At 33.1% G+C, this 13925-nt stretch carries 18 protein-coding genes and 1 tRNA gene; 8 read left to right on the top strand and 11 right to left on the bottom strand.

Features of this window, described 5'->3' with window-relative positions:
• Positions 1–37: 37 nt before the first annotated feature.
• Positions 38–1021 carry a hypothetical protein gene (locus tag AAHF52_RS05340; RefSeq protein ID WP_264376691.1) on the bottom strand — a complete coding sequence of 328 codons (984 nt, stop codon included), beginning with the start codon at positions 1019–1021 and terminating at the stop codon, positions 38–40.
• Positions 1022–1178: 157 nt separating this feature from the next.
• Between AAHF52_RS05340 and mraY the strand changes: the two genes are divergently transcribed.
• Together mraY and AAHF52_RS05330 are read left to right on the top strand one after the other, a co-directional pair.
• Positions 1179–2159, top strand: a complete 981-nt coding sequence (gene mraY, locus AAHF52_RS05335; protein ID WP_264376692.1) for a phospho-N-acetylmuramoyl-pentapeptide-transferase — start codon at positions 1179–1181, stop codon at positions 2157–2159.
• A 5-nt stretch (positions 2160–2164) separates the two neighbouring features.
• Positions 2165–2758, top strand: coding sequence for a ribonuclease HII (locus AAHF52_RS05330; RefSeq protein ID WP_213863879.1), 594 nt, complete (start codon positions 2165–2167; stop codon positions 2756–2758).
• Between the two features lie 7 nt (positions 2759–2765).
• On the opposite strand, the gene virB9 is transcribed toward AAHF52_RS05330, so the two are convergent.
• The 3 genes from virB9 to AAHF52_RS05315 all read right to left on the bottom strand — a co-directional run bounded on the left by virB9 (position 2766) and on the right by AAHF52_RS05315 (position 4505).
• On the bottom strand, positions 2766–3551 hold the full coding sequence (virB9, locus tag AAHF52_RS05325) for a P-type conjugative transfer protein VirB9 (protein WP_007302273.1): 786 nt from the start codon (positions 3549–3551) through the stop codon (positions 2766–2768).
• A gap of 328 nt (positions 3552–3879) precedes the next feature.
• Complete coding sequence (locus tag AAHF52_RS05320; RefSeq protein WP_125855783.1) at positions 3880–4245, bottom strand: histidine phosphotransferase family protein; 366 nt, start codon at positions 4243–4245, stop codon at positions 3880–3882.
• On the bottom strand, positions 4230–4505 hold the full coding sequence (locus tag AAHF52_RS05315; protein WP_012481935.1) for a hypothetical protein: 276 nt from the start codon (positions 4503–4505) through the stop codon (positions 4230–4232). The genes AAHF52_RS05320 and AAHF52_RS05315 overlap by 16 nt, the downstream gene beginning before the upstream one ends.
• 137 nt (positions 4506–4642) lie before the next feature.
• Between AAHF52_RS05315 and purM the strand changes: the two genes are divergently transcribed.
• Positions 4643–5680 carry a phosphoribosylformylglycinamidine cyclo-ligase gene (purM, locus tag AAHF52_RS05310; RefSeq protein WP_007302275.1) on the top strand — a complete coding sequence of 346 codons (1038 nt, stop codon included), beginning with the start codon at positions 4643–4645 and terminating at the stop codon, positions 5678–5680.
• Here purM and purC read toward each other — a convergent pair.
• Complete coding sequence (gene purC / locus AAHF52_RS05305; protein ID WP_007302276.1) at positions 5677–6399, bottom strand: phosphoribosylaminoimidazolesuccinocarboxamide synthase; 723 nt, start codon at positions 6397–6399, stop codon at positions 5677–5679. The genes purM and purC overlap by 4 nt on opposite strands.
• Before the next feature lie 65 nt (positions 6400–6464).
• Here purC and trmD point away from each other — a divergent pair, with 65 nt between their 5' ends.
• From trmD to AAHF52_RS05285, 4 genes are all read left to right on the top strand, one after another.
• The gene (gene trmD, locus AAHF52_RS05300) at positions 6465–7163 is read left to right on the top strand and encodes a tRNA (guanosine(37)-N1)-methyltransferase TrmD (RefSeq protein ID WP_264376693.1); all 699 of its coding nucleotides are present in this window, start codon (positions 6465–6467) and stop codon (positions 7161–7163) included.
• Positions 7160–7537, top strand: coding sequence for a 50S ribosomal protein L19 (gene rplS / locus AAHF52_RS05295; RefSeq protein ID WP_007302278.1), 378 nt, complete (start codon positions 7160–7162; stop codon positions 7535–7537). Before trmD ends, rplS begins: the two co-directional genes overlap by 4 nt.
• A gap of 250 nt (positions 7538–7787) precedes the next feature.
• Complete coding sequence (locus AAHF52_RS05290) at positions 7788–9041, top strand: PstA family ABC transporter permease (RefSeq protein ID WP_007302279.1); 1254 nt, start codon at positions 7788–7790, stop codon at positions 9039–9041.
• A complete protein-coding gene (locus AAHF52_RS05285; RefSeq protein WP_019236865.1) occupies positions 9038–9835 on the top strand; it encodes a phosphoribosylformylglycinamidine synthase subunit PurQ in 798 nt (265 codons plus the stop codon). Before AAHF52_RS05290 ends, AAHF52_RS05285 begins: the two co-directional genes overlap by 4 nt.
• 106 nt (positions 9836–9941) lie before the next feature.
• On the opposite strand, the gene pdxH is transcribed toward AAHF52_RS05285, so the two are convergent.
• The 3 genes from pdxH to AAHF52_RS05270 are packed head-to-tail and all read right to left on the bottom strand — an operon-like array spanning position 9942 to position 11596.
• Positions 9942–10535: a pyridoxamine 5'-phosphate oxidase gene (gene pdxH / locus AAHF52_RS05280; protein ID WP_264376694.1), complete on the bottom strand. Its 594-nt coding sequence runs from the start codon at positions 10533–10535 to the stop codon at positions 9942–9944.
• Between the two features lie 15 nt (positions 10536–10550).
• Positions 10551–11366, bottom strand: coding sequence for a bifunctional DNA-formamidopyrimidine glycosylase/DNA-(apurinic or apyrimidinic site) lyase (gene mutM / locus AAHF52_RS05275; protein ID WP_019236864.1), 816 nt, complete (start codon positions 11364–11366; stop codon positions 10551–10553).
• Between the two features lie 17 nt (positions 11367–11383).
• The gene (locus AAHF52_RS05270) at positions 11384–11596 is read right to left on the bottom strand and encodes a hypothetical protein (protein ID WP_264686168.1); all 213 of its coding nucleotides are present in this window, start codon (positions 11594–11596) and stop codon (positions 11384–11386) included.
• A gap of 28 nt (positions 11597–11624) precedes the next feature.
• Between AAHF52_RS05270 and AAHF52_RS05265 the strand changes: the two genes are divergently transcribed.
• Positions 11625–11697: transfer RNA gene (locus tag AAHF52_RS05265), tRNA-Thr, on the top strand.
• A 538-nt stretch (positions 11698–12235) separates the two neighbouring features.
• On the opposite strand, the gene AAHF52_RS05260 is transcribed toward AAHF52_RS05265, so the two are convergent.
• From AAHF52_RS05260 to AAHF52_RS05250, 3 genes are all read right to left on the bottom strand, one after another.
• A complete protein-coding gene (locus AAHF52_RS05260; RefSeq protein ID WP_019236861.1) occupies positions 12236–12490 on the bottom strand; it encodes a hypothetical protein in 255 nt (84 codons plus the stop codon).
• 65 nt (positions 12491–12555) lie between these two features.
• Positions 12556–13347 (bottom strand): peptidase M61, encoded by a 792-nt coding sequence (locus tag AAHF52_RS05255; RefSeq protein ID WP_264376697.1) that lies wholly within the window; start codon positions 13345–13347, stop codon positions 12556–12558.
• Positions 13344–13703 (bottom strand): hypothetical protein, encoded by a 360-nt coding sequence (locus AAHF52_RS05250; RefSeq protein ID WP_262986262.1) that lies wholly within the window; start codon positions 13701–13703, stop codon positions 13344–13346. The genes AAHF52_RS05255 and AAHF52_RS05250 overlap by 4 nt, the downstream gene beginning before the upstream one ends.
• Between the last annotated feature and the right edge of the window lie 222 nt (positions 13704–13925).

The following is a 13925-nucleotide window of genomic DNA, read 5'->3' as shown; positions in this document are numbered from 1 at the left end:
TTTGCAAGCAACTCATACTATTTTCGCTTTTCCTTATTTAGATAAGAGGATACCTACATCTCTGAGAAGTAGAAGTTGTTGTTACATCTTCCATATCTGTTGTAGGCTGTTGTAAAACTTTGACTGATTCAGAGCTTCTTTGTTGCAGCTGCGGTGCTAACGCTTCATATAAAGATTTTGGTTCACGTCTCTTACCTATTTTGACTTCTTTATTTGCACGCAACTGCTCTGCAGTAACACCGTTGCCTTCAAGGAGAGTTACACCATTATTACCATCAATGTTAACTTTAATTTTGCATTCTCTTCCATCAACATACCACTTTAAAGTCATTTCATATAACCCACTAATTATTTCATAAACTCTTTCCTCATTATCACTATCATTATTAATATAGCAACATGCCCCTCTCTTTTTTTCTTGATTAGGATGACAAAATGTAATTGTTCTTACACCATACTCTTTACATATACTACCGCCTAGAAGTTTAGCTATATCTACTCCTTCTTTATTGGCATGTAGCACAACTCTCACAGTAGGATAAACAATATTCTCTTCCCTTTTGCCTTCTTTTATCATTATGGACTCTATGGTATATACCTTCGATATCTCTGCCTTAATTTGGTCAGCAATCTTGCCTACAATCTCTTTACCATGATAGTGAGATTCTCCTTTCTTCGGAGAAAAAGGTTCTTTGTTTGTAGTATTAGTGTCTGGATCATTCTGTAACTTAAAGAATTTATCCCATTCTTCATCACTGTCTAATTTAATATATTCACGCTTGTTCTTGCCTGATACTGCATTCTGAATACTAGACGATCCTTCTGTTACAGTTGTACCAGAGCTATTGCCTTTACCTTTTAGAAGAACAAGATGCTCTTCTGACCTTTCTTCCTTACTCAACTTTGAAGCTGCATCACCAAAAGAAGGTTTCTCTACTATATGCGTGTAAGAACTTTTAACTCTACTCTCATTATCAGGTACTGTAGTAGCCCACAAAAGCTTTTTAATATAATCTAACATATGCTACCTCTTACCATTAACTAAATATCAGTATGTAAACTTTGCTATAGCTAATCAATAACTAAATTTACTCCAAATAAAATGAGCTGATAAAAAGGTATAAATTGAGATTAGGTAAAGCTTTTGGTATAATATCTAGTTAATTTTGAATAGGCAGGTGATCTTAGCTACAAAGACGTTTTTTATCTCATTTATTTTTGGGTTTATTCTCTTTCCCTATTTTATAAAACTTCTAAAAAAGATAAGTAAAGATGGACAACCAATCAGATCATATGGACCAGAAAGTCATTTAATAACAAAAAAGAATATACCACCTATGGGTGGAATAATAATACTAACTTCTGCTTTATTACCAATCCTGCTTTGGACTCAATTCACACCAGAAATTTCATTGCTGGTATTTATAACTCTATTTTTTGCTCTACTTGGATTTATTGATGACTATTTAAAATTGAAGACAAATCACCACCGAGGTTTAAGTGCAAAAACCAAAATACTTATTCAGTTTGTCGTTACTCTGGTCTGTATGTTTATACTTAAGCTACAATCTGCTGAAGGTTTTACAAAAATTTCTCTATTTAGAGAAGTAGCAATCGACCTTGGCTATCTATATCTTCCGTTTGCTGCATTTGTAATTGTCGGCTCTTCTAATGCTGTGAATCTTACAGATGGCCTAGATGGCCTTGCTGCAACTCAAGCCATTACTTCCTTTGCTTTTTTGGGGCTAATTGCATACATCACTCAGACAGATGTAAACATTACTTTATTCTGCATTGCATTTATAGGAGCTATTTTAAGTTTCTTGTGGTTTAACACACATCCAGCAAAAATATTTATGGGTGATGTTGGAAGCCTATCAATCGGTGCAGCTTTAGGACTCACTAGTGTTCTAATTAAAAAAGAAATGCTTTTTGCCGTTATTGGAATAATCTTTGTAATAGAGACTTTATCTGTGATTATTCAGGTATCATATTTTAAATATACAAAATTTAGATATGGAGCAGGAAGAAGAGTTTTCCTTATGACACCAATACATCATCACTTTGAAAAGAAAGGGTGGTCAGAAAATACAATAGTTATAAAATTTTGGATAATTTCTATTGCTTGTTCGATTTTTGCTTTAACTTTCTTATTATAGGAACTATGAAATATCCAGATTTCACATTAGAAGATACATTATCAGGAATTATAGCAGGAGTAGATGAAGTTGGAAGAGGTCCGCTTGCCGGTCCAGTGATATCTGCAGCTGTAATATTTACTGATAGAGATACGGTTATTGATGGAATAAACGACTCAAAAAAGCTAACCCCTAAGTGTAGGCAAGTTCTATACGAAAAAATAACGTCTGTTGCAAAATTTGGTATAGGAATGGCAAGCGTAGAAGAAATAAACTCATACAATATTTTGCAAGCAACAAAGCTTTCAATGAAACGTGCGTTGGCAAACTTGAATCTAGAACTAGATTATGTGCTAGTTGATGGTAATCAACCACCTGAAGTAAAATGGCAAGTAAAATCTATAGTGAATGGTGATAGCTTAAGTATATCAATCGCAGCTGCTTCAATCGTTGCAAAAGTTACAAGAGATCGGCTTATGGAAGAATTGCATAATAAACATCCTCAATATAATTGGTATAAAAATAAGGGATATGGAACAAAAGAACACCTCAGCGCTATTGGCCTTCATGGAATTACGAAGCACCATAGAAAGAATTTTGCACCTATAAGAATACTATAGCCTTTAATCACTTACCTTTTTTGAAAGGTATGTTTTCATTAAACAGGCAGACTGTGCTTGATCCGTTTCTTAAGGTAAATACCGAGCTTACTCTTTCAATTATCAGGTAGTCATCAACTGTACGAAAATTTATCAAGGATTCATATCCTGCAGAATCAACCATAAAAACTGCCGGGAAATCAGAGTTTATTTTATTAAATTGTAGATATGTAAATTTTCCGTCATCAAAAACCTTAATTGGTATTATTGATTGACTGCCTTTAACGTGCGAGATGGAATAGTTAAAATTCAAGCCTTTCTTTATAACCTCAATATCACTTATATCAGGGATAGTGGTATGACTAGCTTGCTCTAGAATATCACCGTTACTCGTTGAATAAATTTCATCACTGTTGAACAGTGGATAAAGAAACCTTACTTCATATGCTAACCTTGGATCATCTAGCCCGTTTGCTTCTTCAGCATGAAACTCGAAATAATAAACTCTTTTGTTGGTAATTATAGTTGCATTAGTATCGGCAATATCATCTATAGGCTTAATAAATAATCTATTACCTTGAGGAAGGAGTTGCCAACCGGTTGCATCACCCATTGAAAGACTCTCTATTACCTCCCCTGGCTCAAACAATATGCTGGATTGATAACCATAAAAGCCCGTGTACTTATGTATAGCCTGTGGATTATAATTCATTACCTTTATGTGGTTATCACCAGCTATTGGTCTTGGTTCCTGTTTTGCAAGTGCATAACCACCACAAAAAAATAATAGTGCAACAAAGAGTACCCTAATCATAGTATCAAAATAAACTGATCTTCATTTTATCATTGATAGACATGTACTGCAACTGTTAAGCTATCCCAGTAGTAAGCGACAGAAAATGCAAGCTTCATAATAATTCATTACTGCAGGAAAAAGGGGAGTGTTAAATAAACTGTGTCAAACCTCCATTTTTTGTTTCTATTTTATTTTTACTTCTCGGTTTGACACAGTTTATTTAACACTCCCTGCAAAGAAATTAACTACAGATTTTATGTCTAAGTTACTCCACAAAATTTTTCCTTTCCTTATCCAAGATTCAAATTTATAGTATCGATTCCCTTTTATGAAATATGAAGCCATCTCAAGTTATAGTTAAGCCTATATTCAGTGAATTACTTTCACAAGTGCAATTGATTTTAGTGTTATACTGTTCTAACAGTAAAGAAGTCATATAGATAATAATGTCTTTTGTATCCAAACGAATATCATTTTTTTTTGTTAATTTGCTCACTAATAATGTACTTATTGATTTATGTTCATTTACTACTTTTATAGTGAGTAGTGTTTTATCTTCTGTTTTAGTCAGTAAAATAGACACTAATTCAATTTGTGCCACTGCACTGATTATAGTTATCACCATATTGGAAATTATCTTATTTATTTTTTCAATTAAGTTTTCTGTAGGACATTCACTTACTCTCCACTGAAGCTTTACTTTTTTTTTAATAAATAATTTTCTATATTGGACTTAGTCTTAACAAAGCTGCAATTATCTGATGAATGAGAATACGCTTGCTTCATAACTTTATATTTATATATTAAATCATCGGAGCTTTCTTTAAGCAATGACAATGCTTCGTTTTGCATATTAGGGTTGTTTTCTTCAAGCTCTTCCAATCCACCCACTATTCCTTGCATAGAACTAGCAAAATCATGAAGAATTCGTCCTGATAGGCACTCTGTTATTAACATTATGTTTTTATTCATCGGATAAAAGTATAAATGATTTAAGTTAACCCTATATTGGTAGGCATGTAGTAGTCAATTTAAGAGAAAGTTTCGTTGCGCTTTTTGTGTCAAAGCATTAATGTAGTATTAATAATTATAAGATTTGTGAAGGCGTTATGAATACTTATGCTAAATCTGGAATAGACCTTAAACTATATAATGAACTAATAAAAAAAGTTAAACCTATTATTGAAAAGACTAAAGGAGAAGAAGTAATTAGTGAAGTAGGATCATTTTCTGCATTGTTTGACTTTTCTTCGCTGAGTAAGAAATACGACCATCCAGTACTTGTTTCCTCAACTGATGGAGTGGGCACAAAACTATTAATAGCTCAAGAGGTGAATAAGCATGATACTATAGGTATAGACTTAGTTGCAATGTGTGTAAATGATCTACTTGCACAAGGAGCAACACCTTTATTTTTCCTTGATTACTTTGCAACAGGCGTTTTAAACAAAAACGTTTTATTGTCTGTAATCCAGGGCATTGCAGAAGGGTGCAAGGAATCTAAAATAGCATTAGTTGGTGGAGAAACTGCAGAAATGCCTGGAATGTATGGTAACAATCACTATGACCTTGCAGGGTTTGTGGTTGGTGTTGTTGATCGAAAGCAAATTCTTCCAAATTGTAGTATAATGAAAGCAGGTGACTGTGTAGTTGGTTTAGAATCAAATGGAATTCACTCAAATGGATTTTCTTTGGTGCGCCATATTTTTAAAAGCTTAGATATAAATTATAATGATATATCTCCATGGAATAATAAATCTTGGGGTGAAATATTACTTAAGCCAACAAAGATATATGTTGATTCTTTGTTGCCTATTATGCCAAAGGTAAAAGGCATTGCGCATATAACAGGTGGCGGGTTAATAGACAATATTCCAAGAATTCTCTCAGGAAATTTATTTGTAGACATAAATATTAATTCTTGGAAATGGCCAGATATATTTTTATGGCTGAAAGAAGAAGGCAAAATAGAAAAGAGAGAAATGTTAAAAACATTTAATTGCGGCATAGGTATAGTACTGATTGTAGATCCCGATAATATGAAGGATGTGGAAAGCCATTTCCAAAAGCGTGGAGAAAAAATTGAGATTATTGGAAAACTTGATGAAGCATGTCAGCCTCCACTTGATAGAGTAGTATTTAGTTAGTCTAACTTTACCGACAGTCTTTTTGCAACTTCTGAGTATGCTTCCTTTAAGTTTCCTAGATTTAAACGGAAAACATCTTTGTCTAGCTTTTTATGAGTATTTTTATCCCATAGCCTACAATTATCAGGGCTGATTTCATCGGCTAAAATGATTTTAGTGCTGTTGTTTATCAATTTGCCAAATTCTAACTTGAGATCAACTAAATATATATTTGCATTTGAAAATAGGTCGACTAAGATTTTGTTGATCTTTAAAGTTGTAGTTTTAACTTCTTCCATTTCTTTATGGGATAACCAACCAAAATATAATATGTGATTTTCATTCACCATTGGGTCGGCTAGGTCATCATTTTTGTAAAAAAACTCGATTATAGGAGATGTAAGTGCCTCACCTTCTTTGATATTAAAACGTTTGCAAAAGCTGCCAGCTGCAATGTTTCTAACCACTACCTCAAGAGGTATTATCTTGAGCTTTTTGACTAGCTGTTCTCTTTCGTTTAGAGTGTTTATAAAGTGCGTGCTAATTCCTGCTTCTTCAAGCTTTTCCATGATAAAAGCACTAACATGATTATTAATTATTCCTTTGCCCTCAATAATTTCATATTTTTCCTTGTTGAACGCTGTAACATCATCTTTAAAGTACTGTATAACAGTTGATGAGTCTTCAGTTTCAATAATGACTTTGGCTTTACCTTCGTATATCGTTTTATTCAGTGACATGATTAATTTAGCTGTATACTATAAGATAATATCAAATTGCTGCTTAGTTTACTACAAATTTGCTAATGACGTTTAGTGTTACAATATTAACCATATTTCCAGAAATGTTCCCCGGATTTTTGAACTATTCTCTTGCTGGAAGAGCGTTGGAAAAAAAAATATGGAATCTTGAAATAGTAAATATTCGTTCTTTTGCTAAAGATAAACATTCAACTGTGGATGATGTTCCATATGGAGGTGGAGCAGGGATGGTTATGCGCCCAGATGTGATTGGTAATGCAGTTGATAATGTGCTTTCTGCTCATAAAAATACTAGATTTATTTATATGACTCCATCTGGTACAAAATTTAATCAGAGAATTGCGAAGGAGTTAACAGAAATTCCTCATGTAACAATATTGTGTGGTCGATTTGAAGGTGTTGACCAAAGAGTAATTGATGTGTATACTCCTTATGAGTTAAGTATTGGAGATTATATACTTTCGGGAGGTGAGCCAGCTGCGATGGTGGTTCTTGATGCATGTATTAGGCTTCTTCCAGGTGTAGTAAATAATTTCGATAGCGTTGCTGAAGAAAGTTTTAGTTATAGTGGTGGTATACTTGAATATCCTCAATATACTAGACCTGAGCAGTGGAGTAGGTACAAAGTTCCTGAGGTTCTGTTGTCTGGCAATCACAGAAAAATAAGTGATTGGAGAAGGGAACAGTCATATGTTAGAACAAAGGAACGTCGACCTGAATTGTTGAATGGAGATGATAAATGACAAACTTACTTGAAAAATTTAACGAACAACAAATACAAAGGTTAGCCAAAGAGATGCCAGCTTTTTGTCCTGGCGATGATTTGAAGGTCACTTTTAAGGTAGTTGATAGTACGGGTGAGCGTATACAGATATTTGAGGGCGTATGTATATCAAAAAGAAATCGTGGATTACACTCTTCTTTTTCAGTTAGAAAGGTAAGTCATGGAGAAAGTATAGTATCACAATTTTTTGTTTACTCTCCTGCATTAATTTCAGTACAAGTGATGAGAAAGGGAAAGGTCCGTAGAGCAAAATTATATTATCTGTGCAAGCTATTTGGGAAAGCTGCAAGGATCAAAGAACGTACTACTTATGTTAAAAAAAAATCTAAGTAGATACAATAGGGAGTGATGTCAATTGTATCATCTCAAAACTCTCTCTTATTATCCCAGTGTGTGGCGCACAACTACTTTCCCTCCTGCTGTGGTGTCATCCCAATGTTTGACACTGGGATCCAGATTCTCCTTTTGGTTTGTGCTTTCATGGAAAATATAAAAATTATTTGCAGGCAAAGCCTGTTAGATCTCAGTTCAAGCACTGGAAAAAGGGGAAAGTCTTTTCAAATCCTCATGTAAAGAAAAGTAAATGGGTATAATAAAGAAAAACTTTCTTAAGTTACTTCAATCTAAGCGCGTACATGCTCGTGTAAAAAGAAAAAATAAAAAGAACAACATTTTATGCTTTTGCTCTTTTACAGCACTGATTGTCTCAATTGGGTGTCCTATATGTATATTACTAAGTATATTAGTTAACTCTTACAGTGCTTTAACAGTAACGAAAATTTTATTACCAGTTGAAATAAATGCTGATCTTATTTTAACTAATAATCCTGGTGATTTACGATATAAGTCCATTGGCTTACTCAACAATTCTTTACGTAAGGTGTTTGAAGGAACTGATTTTAAAGACGGTGACGAAATTTTAAGTCGTAATTCTTACAAAGAACTAGAGAAATTTTTTCATAAGAAAGTAAAAGATAGTGGTGAATATGAGATCTGGTTTACCGCGTCAAGTATAATTAATTCAATAAATAAATATAAACATTTGAATGATCATTATGCTAAATTACTTGATTGGTTAAAAGAGAAGGGAAGAGTAAGAAAATTTTTTAATAAGTCTCTGTTTCTTAAGTCTGATTCTTGTGAGCCTGAGAATGCAGGGATTTTAGGGGCATTTATCGGTTCATTAATGACAATTATAGTATGCTTAGCGTTGGCATTGCCAATAGGAATTATGTCAGGTATCTGTCTTTATGAATTTATGCCTAGAAATAGGCTAATAACCAGTATTGTAGAAATTAGCATGAATAACCTTGCTGCAGTGCCTTCGATAATATTTGGTGTGGTAGGACTGACTCTCTACTTGGGCATATTTGGTTTACCCCGTTCTTCACCGCTTGTTGGCGGGATGACTCTTTCATTTATGATGCTGCCTAATATTATTATTGCAACAAAAAATGCCTTTACAAACGTTCCTATTGCAATAAAAGATGCAGCGTTTGCGCTAGGTGCACCTCACATCAAGGTGATATTGGATCACTCTTTACCGATTGCGTTGCCACGGATAATACATGGTGCAGTGCTTGCAATTGCAAGGATTTTAGGCGAATCTTCCCCTTTACTTATGATAGGCATGGTAGCATTTATTGCTGATACACCTACATCCTTCTTCGATCCGGCAACTGTTTTACCTGTACAAATATACATATGGTCAAGTAGTCCTGAAATTGCATTTATTGAGCTTGCTGCCATTGCAATTATAGCTTTATTGTTAATGCTATTTGCTTTGAATTTAATAGCAAATTTTGTAAAAAGAAAGTTCGAGTTTTTTGATTCATGAAAATTACAATCCTATCTGGTTATGGCTTAAATTGCGAAAAAGAAACTGCATTTGCATTTATGGAATGTAGCAGAAAGCTTGGTATTAATAATATTGAAGTAAAAATCGTTCACATTAATGATATTATAGATAATCCAAGTGAACTGAAATTAAGCAATATACTTGCAATTCCAGGAGGTTTTTCCTATGGTGATGACACTGGTGCTGGTAATGCGTTTGCTTTGCGTATAAAAAACAACTTGTTAGACGAATTTCAAAATTTCTTATCTCAGGATAAGCTTATTATAGGGATATGTAATGGTTGCCAGATATTAGTAAAGTTAGTTCCAGAATTCTCTAATCTAGCTTTAACCTCTAATGATATAGGTAATTACCAATGTCGTTGGATTAGAGTGAGAGTTAATCCGCAGAGTAATTCTGTTTGGCTACGGGGCCTGAGTGAACTATATCTCCCTATTGCTCATGGGGAAGGCAAATTTTTTATGGATCAAGATACTTTGAATCAATTGATTGAAAATAATTCCGTTGCACTGCGTTACGTTGATGAAAATGGTGACTATGCAAATTTACAATTTCCTTACAATCCAAACGGATCTATATACGACCTGGCAGCTTTGTCAGACAAAAGTGGTAGAGTTTTAGCTTTAATGCCTCACCCAGAGAGAGGAATATTTTTTACTCAGCAGGACAACTGGCCTCTTGAAAAAGAAAAATGTAAACGTTCAGGAGTGGCTATGCCAAAATATGGTGATGGAATGCTCATATTTGAGAATGCACTAAAATATTTTGCGTAAGTATTACAATACGTTACATACAACAAGTTTTTAAACCATAAAAAGTTACTTGATCAGGATGACAATAAATCTTTATTTTTGATCTGCAGAGTAGCTTTCTCTAACGTTAGGGATATAATTGTTCCACTTTCCAATTGCTTTTCTCAACAAGAGTATATCTAAATCTAGTGTGTCTCCTATATTCACCTTCTTGCCAAAATTCAATTACCTTTGGGATTACGCAAAATCCCACCCAAAAGTCAGGACGAGAAACTTGTGTATTGTGAAATTCTTTCTCTTTCAATTCTATAGCCTGCTCAAAATCTTGCCAATTTTTCAGAACTCTTGATTGTTTTGAGCACCACGCGCTAATTTGACTATCACGTGCTCGAGAAGAGAAATATTCGTCAGCCTTTTTGCCGCTTAGAAGCCTAACTTCTCCTTCAATTCGTACTTGTCTAGAAAATTCTGTCCAATGAAATACGAGTGCAGCTTTGGGGTTCTCAGTCAATTCTTTTCCTTTTCTACTGTTTGCGTTAGTAAAGAACACAAAACCTTCTTTACTATATTCCTTTAGTAATACCACTCTTGCAGATGGAATGCAGTCTTTGCTACACGTTGCTAGCGTCATTGCAGTTGGCTCCTTACACGGAGAATTAAGTACTTCTTGATACCACTTTGAAAACAAATCAAAAGGATCTTTTTCAGGTAAGAGTGTCATATGCAAAAATAAAATTTAATTCTGACATGCATTGCAAAAATAAGTGCTACGACCATTTTGTCGTATAAGTGTTATGATATTGTTGCAGATTCTGCAAGGTTTTTGCACTTTACCATATACGTAAAAGTTATTTTGAAAGTATCCAGCAGATCCAGATGGCTGTGCATAATCTTTCAGTGTTGAACCACCAGCAGCAATTGCATCACTCAGAGTATTTTTTATTTCGATAGCAAGTTTTTCGCACTCTATATATGTTAAATCTTGTGCTAGCCTAAGTGGTGATATGCGAGCTCTAAATAAGCTCTCAGAAGCATATATGTTACCTACGCCAACTATTAGCTTATTATTCATTAATACTGATTTGATATTTGCTTTTCTGCTCTGTAGCAACTTCTGTAAATAATTTCCATTAAATTCATCTGTGAGGGGTTCTATTCCTAGGTTATTAAAAAAATTTAGTTCTTGCTCTCTGTTTAAAACAATCACTAATCCAAACCTTCTTGGGTCATTAAAGATTAGTGAAGTGTTGTCAGAAAATAAGAATATCACATGATCATGTTTGTTCTGTGCTTGATTGTCTTCAGCATATATAAGCTTTCCGCTCATGCCGAGGTGTATGATTACAGCCATACTAGCATCTATATTCGAGATTATATATTTACCTCTACGCTTGATATCATTTATAACTTTGCCCTTTAGCAAATCATCAATATTCTTCGTTATTGGTACACGCAAATTCCAATTATTGACTGTAACATTACTTATTTTCTTATTTTTGATTTTATCAAATAAGAAGTTAGAGATGACTTCCACTTCTGGCAGCTCTGGCATGATACCTCCTTCAAAACTTAAGTTTCTGATGGTAATTTTGTTGTTAAAGCTTCCTCAAATACGTTTGGGTATTCTGCGGCGCTTTCTCCTAAAAATTCCTCACCACAAACAAATTTTGAAAGGGGTCTGCTTTGTCTACTCTGTTGCTGTTTTTTTCTTTTTAGAATATTTTGCTTTAAAGCTTTTGCCAATCTTTTTCTCTCTTCTTCTTTTTCCTTATTTTTTTTCATGTTATTCATTATCATAATACGTGAACTTGCCGTTGTAGCTCAGGTGGTAGAGTACGTCATTGGTAATGACGAGGTCCCAAGTTCGAATCTTGGTAACGGCAGTTTAGAGGACGATATTCATAAAGTCAATCCTCTAGATGCTAATTAGATTATAGAAAAACGTCTAGTAAATACCTTTTATACACTACCATTAAGCTGCTTTTTCAGTATTACTATTCAATAATACCTGCCGTAATTTTTCTTTAGAAAATCCATGCATTAAAAGAAATTGTATAATCCTTTGCCAAAAATCCCTCACAATATACTGAAGGATTATTAAAACTTACGTTGGCAGGGTTAAACCTGTTACCATAACTTCCCCCACCACAAATATTTTCATAACAACACTGCTTACAATCGTCAGGCCTGTTTTCCATATCACTCAAAAAGTTATTAAAAAATTTATCTGATGAGAACTTAGCCCAACTAGTATTGCTTATGTTATATTCAACAAACTTATGAGGGACACATGTTCTCAAATCATCTAGTGGGCCGAGATTACCATTATTGGAAACACATATTAACGGTAATACAAAAGGACTTCTTTTGCCAAATCCTTCAACTCTTGAATAATTACCGTAAAATAGCTCTAATGAAAAGTTATATAGAAATTTCTCTATCCTTTTTATGATAGTTCTCAGTCAGGTCTTCTTTTATCTTATCTGCCCAGCATATATTACCATGCCCTCCACCATCTCTATCAAACTGACAATGGCTATTGTGATTATTTCTACCATGAAAATTATCTGAAAGCTTTTCTATTCTTTTAAGTATGACACTACTACTAACTTGACCGATATTAGCGCTAAGAAGCTCTAATAATAAATCCACTTGTTTTTCTTTATTGTTTACCATAATTATTTTGCCTTAAAATAGCAAAGTCTAGGTTTACTATAGCTTTTGTCAAGCATTTATCTGAGCTATTTATATATTGGAATGCTACTCGTCATTTTATTTGCTTTCAAATGTATAACTTTCGGTATCTTGTTTTCAAGGACTTTTAACTTAATATTACCACTATTAAAGTCAATACTATAACACTTTAGTTCTTGACCATCCTTGAGTCCCATATTATGGCAATCACTACCTAATTTAACCCCACGTATCTTTTGTAGCTCTAGACTTCTGGTTAAGTTAAAGCATATATCACTATACTTATCAGTATCTTGGAAAGTTAAATTTTTATTGAGTAATCTACTAGGTAACAAACTGAGAAGTATGCTAGAATCTCTTATAGAGGCTATGATATCTTTTATAAAGGACTCTGATAAGTAATGTTTTAAATGACTTGCAAATAAGTCAACATTAAAATTAACTTTCTTTGAAGTTATTTCACTTATTATATTATTTATAGTAGTCAATAAGTTATACCTTCCATTACTAACCTCATTTAATTTCTCATCTATTATCATTGCAAGAATAAAACCTTTGTTATAACTCAACATGCTTATGTTTTGATCAAGTAAATGCTTTTGATTTGTTTTTTCGAAATCAATATTAGGTATTAAAGAATTAAAATACTCTTTTAAAGTAATATTAATTATTTTTAAGTACTCATCTTTATTAATAAATTTCGTGTCAAGTAAGGTTTTCACTCCATAAAATTCCGTAAATCCTTCAAAAAACCACTTATATTTTACTTCATTTTCCTCATCCTCATCTTGCTCTATTATACGCCCTATGTATCTATGAATTAATTCATGTGATATCACTCTAGTATAATCTTTGATATTTTTTTTAAGCTTCCCTCAATAATTACATAGTCCTTTCCTGCAGCACCTGTAGTTCTAATAAGATTGGGATTATCAACAAGTACTATATTATACGGCTTACTTTCTAGTATGAATAAGTTATCTTGAGCTAAGATAATTTTATTAATAATATTTACAAAACTGATACTATTATGAGCATTGGTATAAAGCTTATTTCTTTTATCAAGATCAAAACTTCTAAAATTGTCAGTTCTAATAATTTTTTCTATATTATCAAAAGGTTTTCTAAAAGGTAAAAAATTAGGTAAGTTTTTTAAATGTGATGAAGAGTTACCTAAAGCAATAGCAGAATGCATATACTGAATGTATATAAGGAAAAAACAAATAATATAATTTAATAGACTGTGTACATTTTTAAGCTTAATGTTTGCCATAAATAAAACAGGACATTGAGAAGTGTAAGTAATTACGATTAAGCAAATATAATTTATTGCTAAGTAGGTGATAAGGATAATTTTAATTATCTCTTTAAAACTTTACTCTTCCCATATTATTGAACACCTTATAATAAAGACTGA

It is taken from the genome of Wolbachia endosymbiont (group B) of Melanargia galathea, from assembly GCF_964030625.1.
Classification (GTDB): Bacteria; Pseudomonadota; Alphaproteobacteria; order Rickettsiales; family Anaplasmataceae; genus Wolbachia.
Note: the sequence above shows the minus strand (reverse complement) of the source record. Positions and strands in the feature narration are given on the sequence as shown.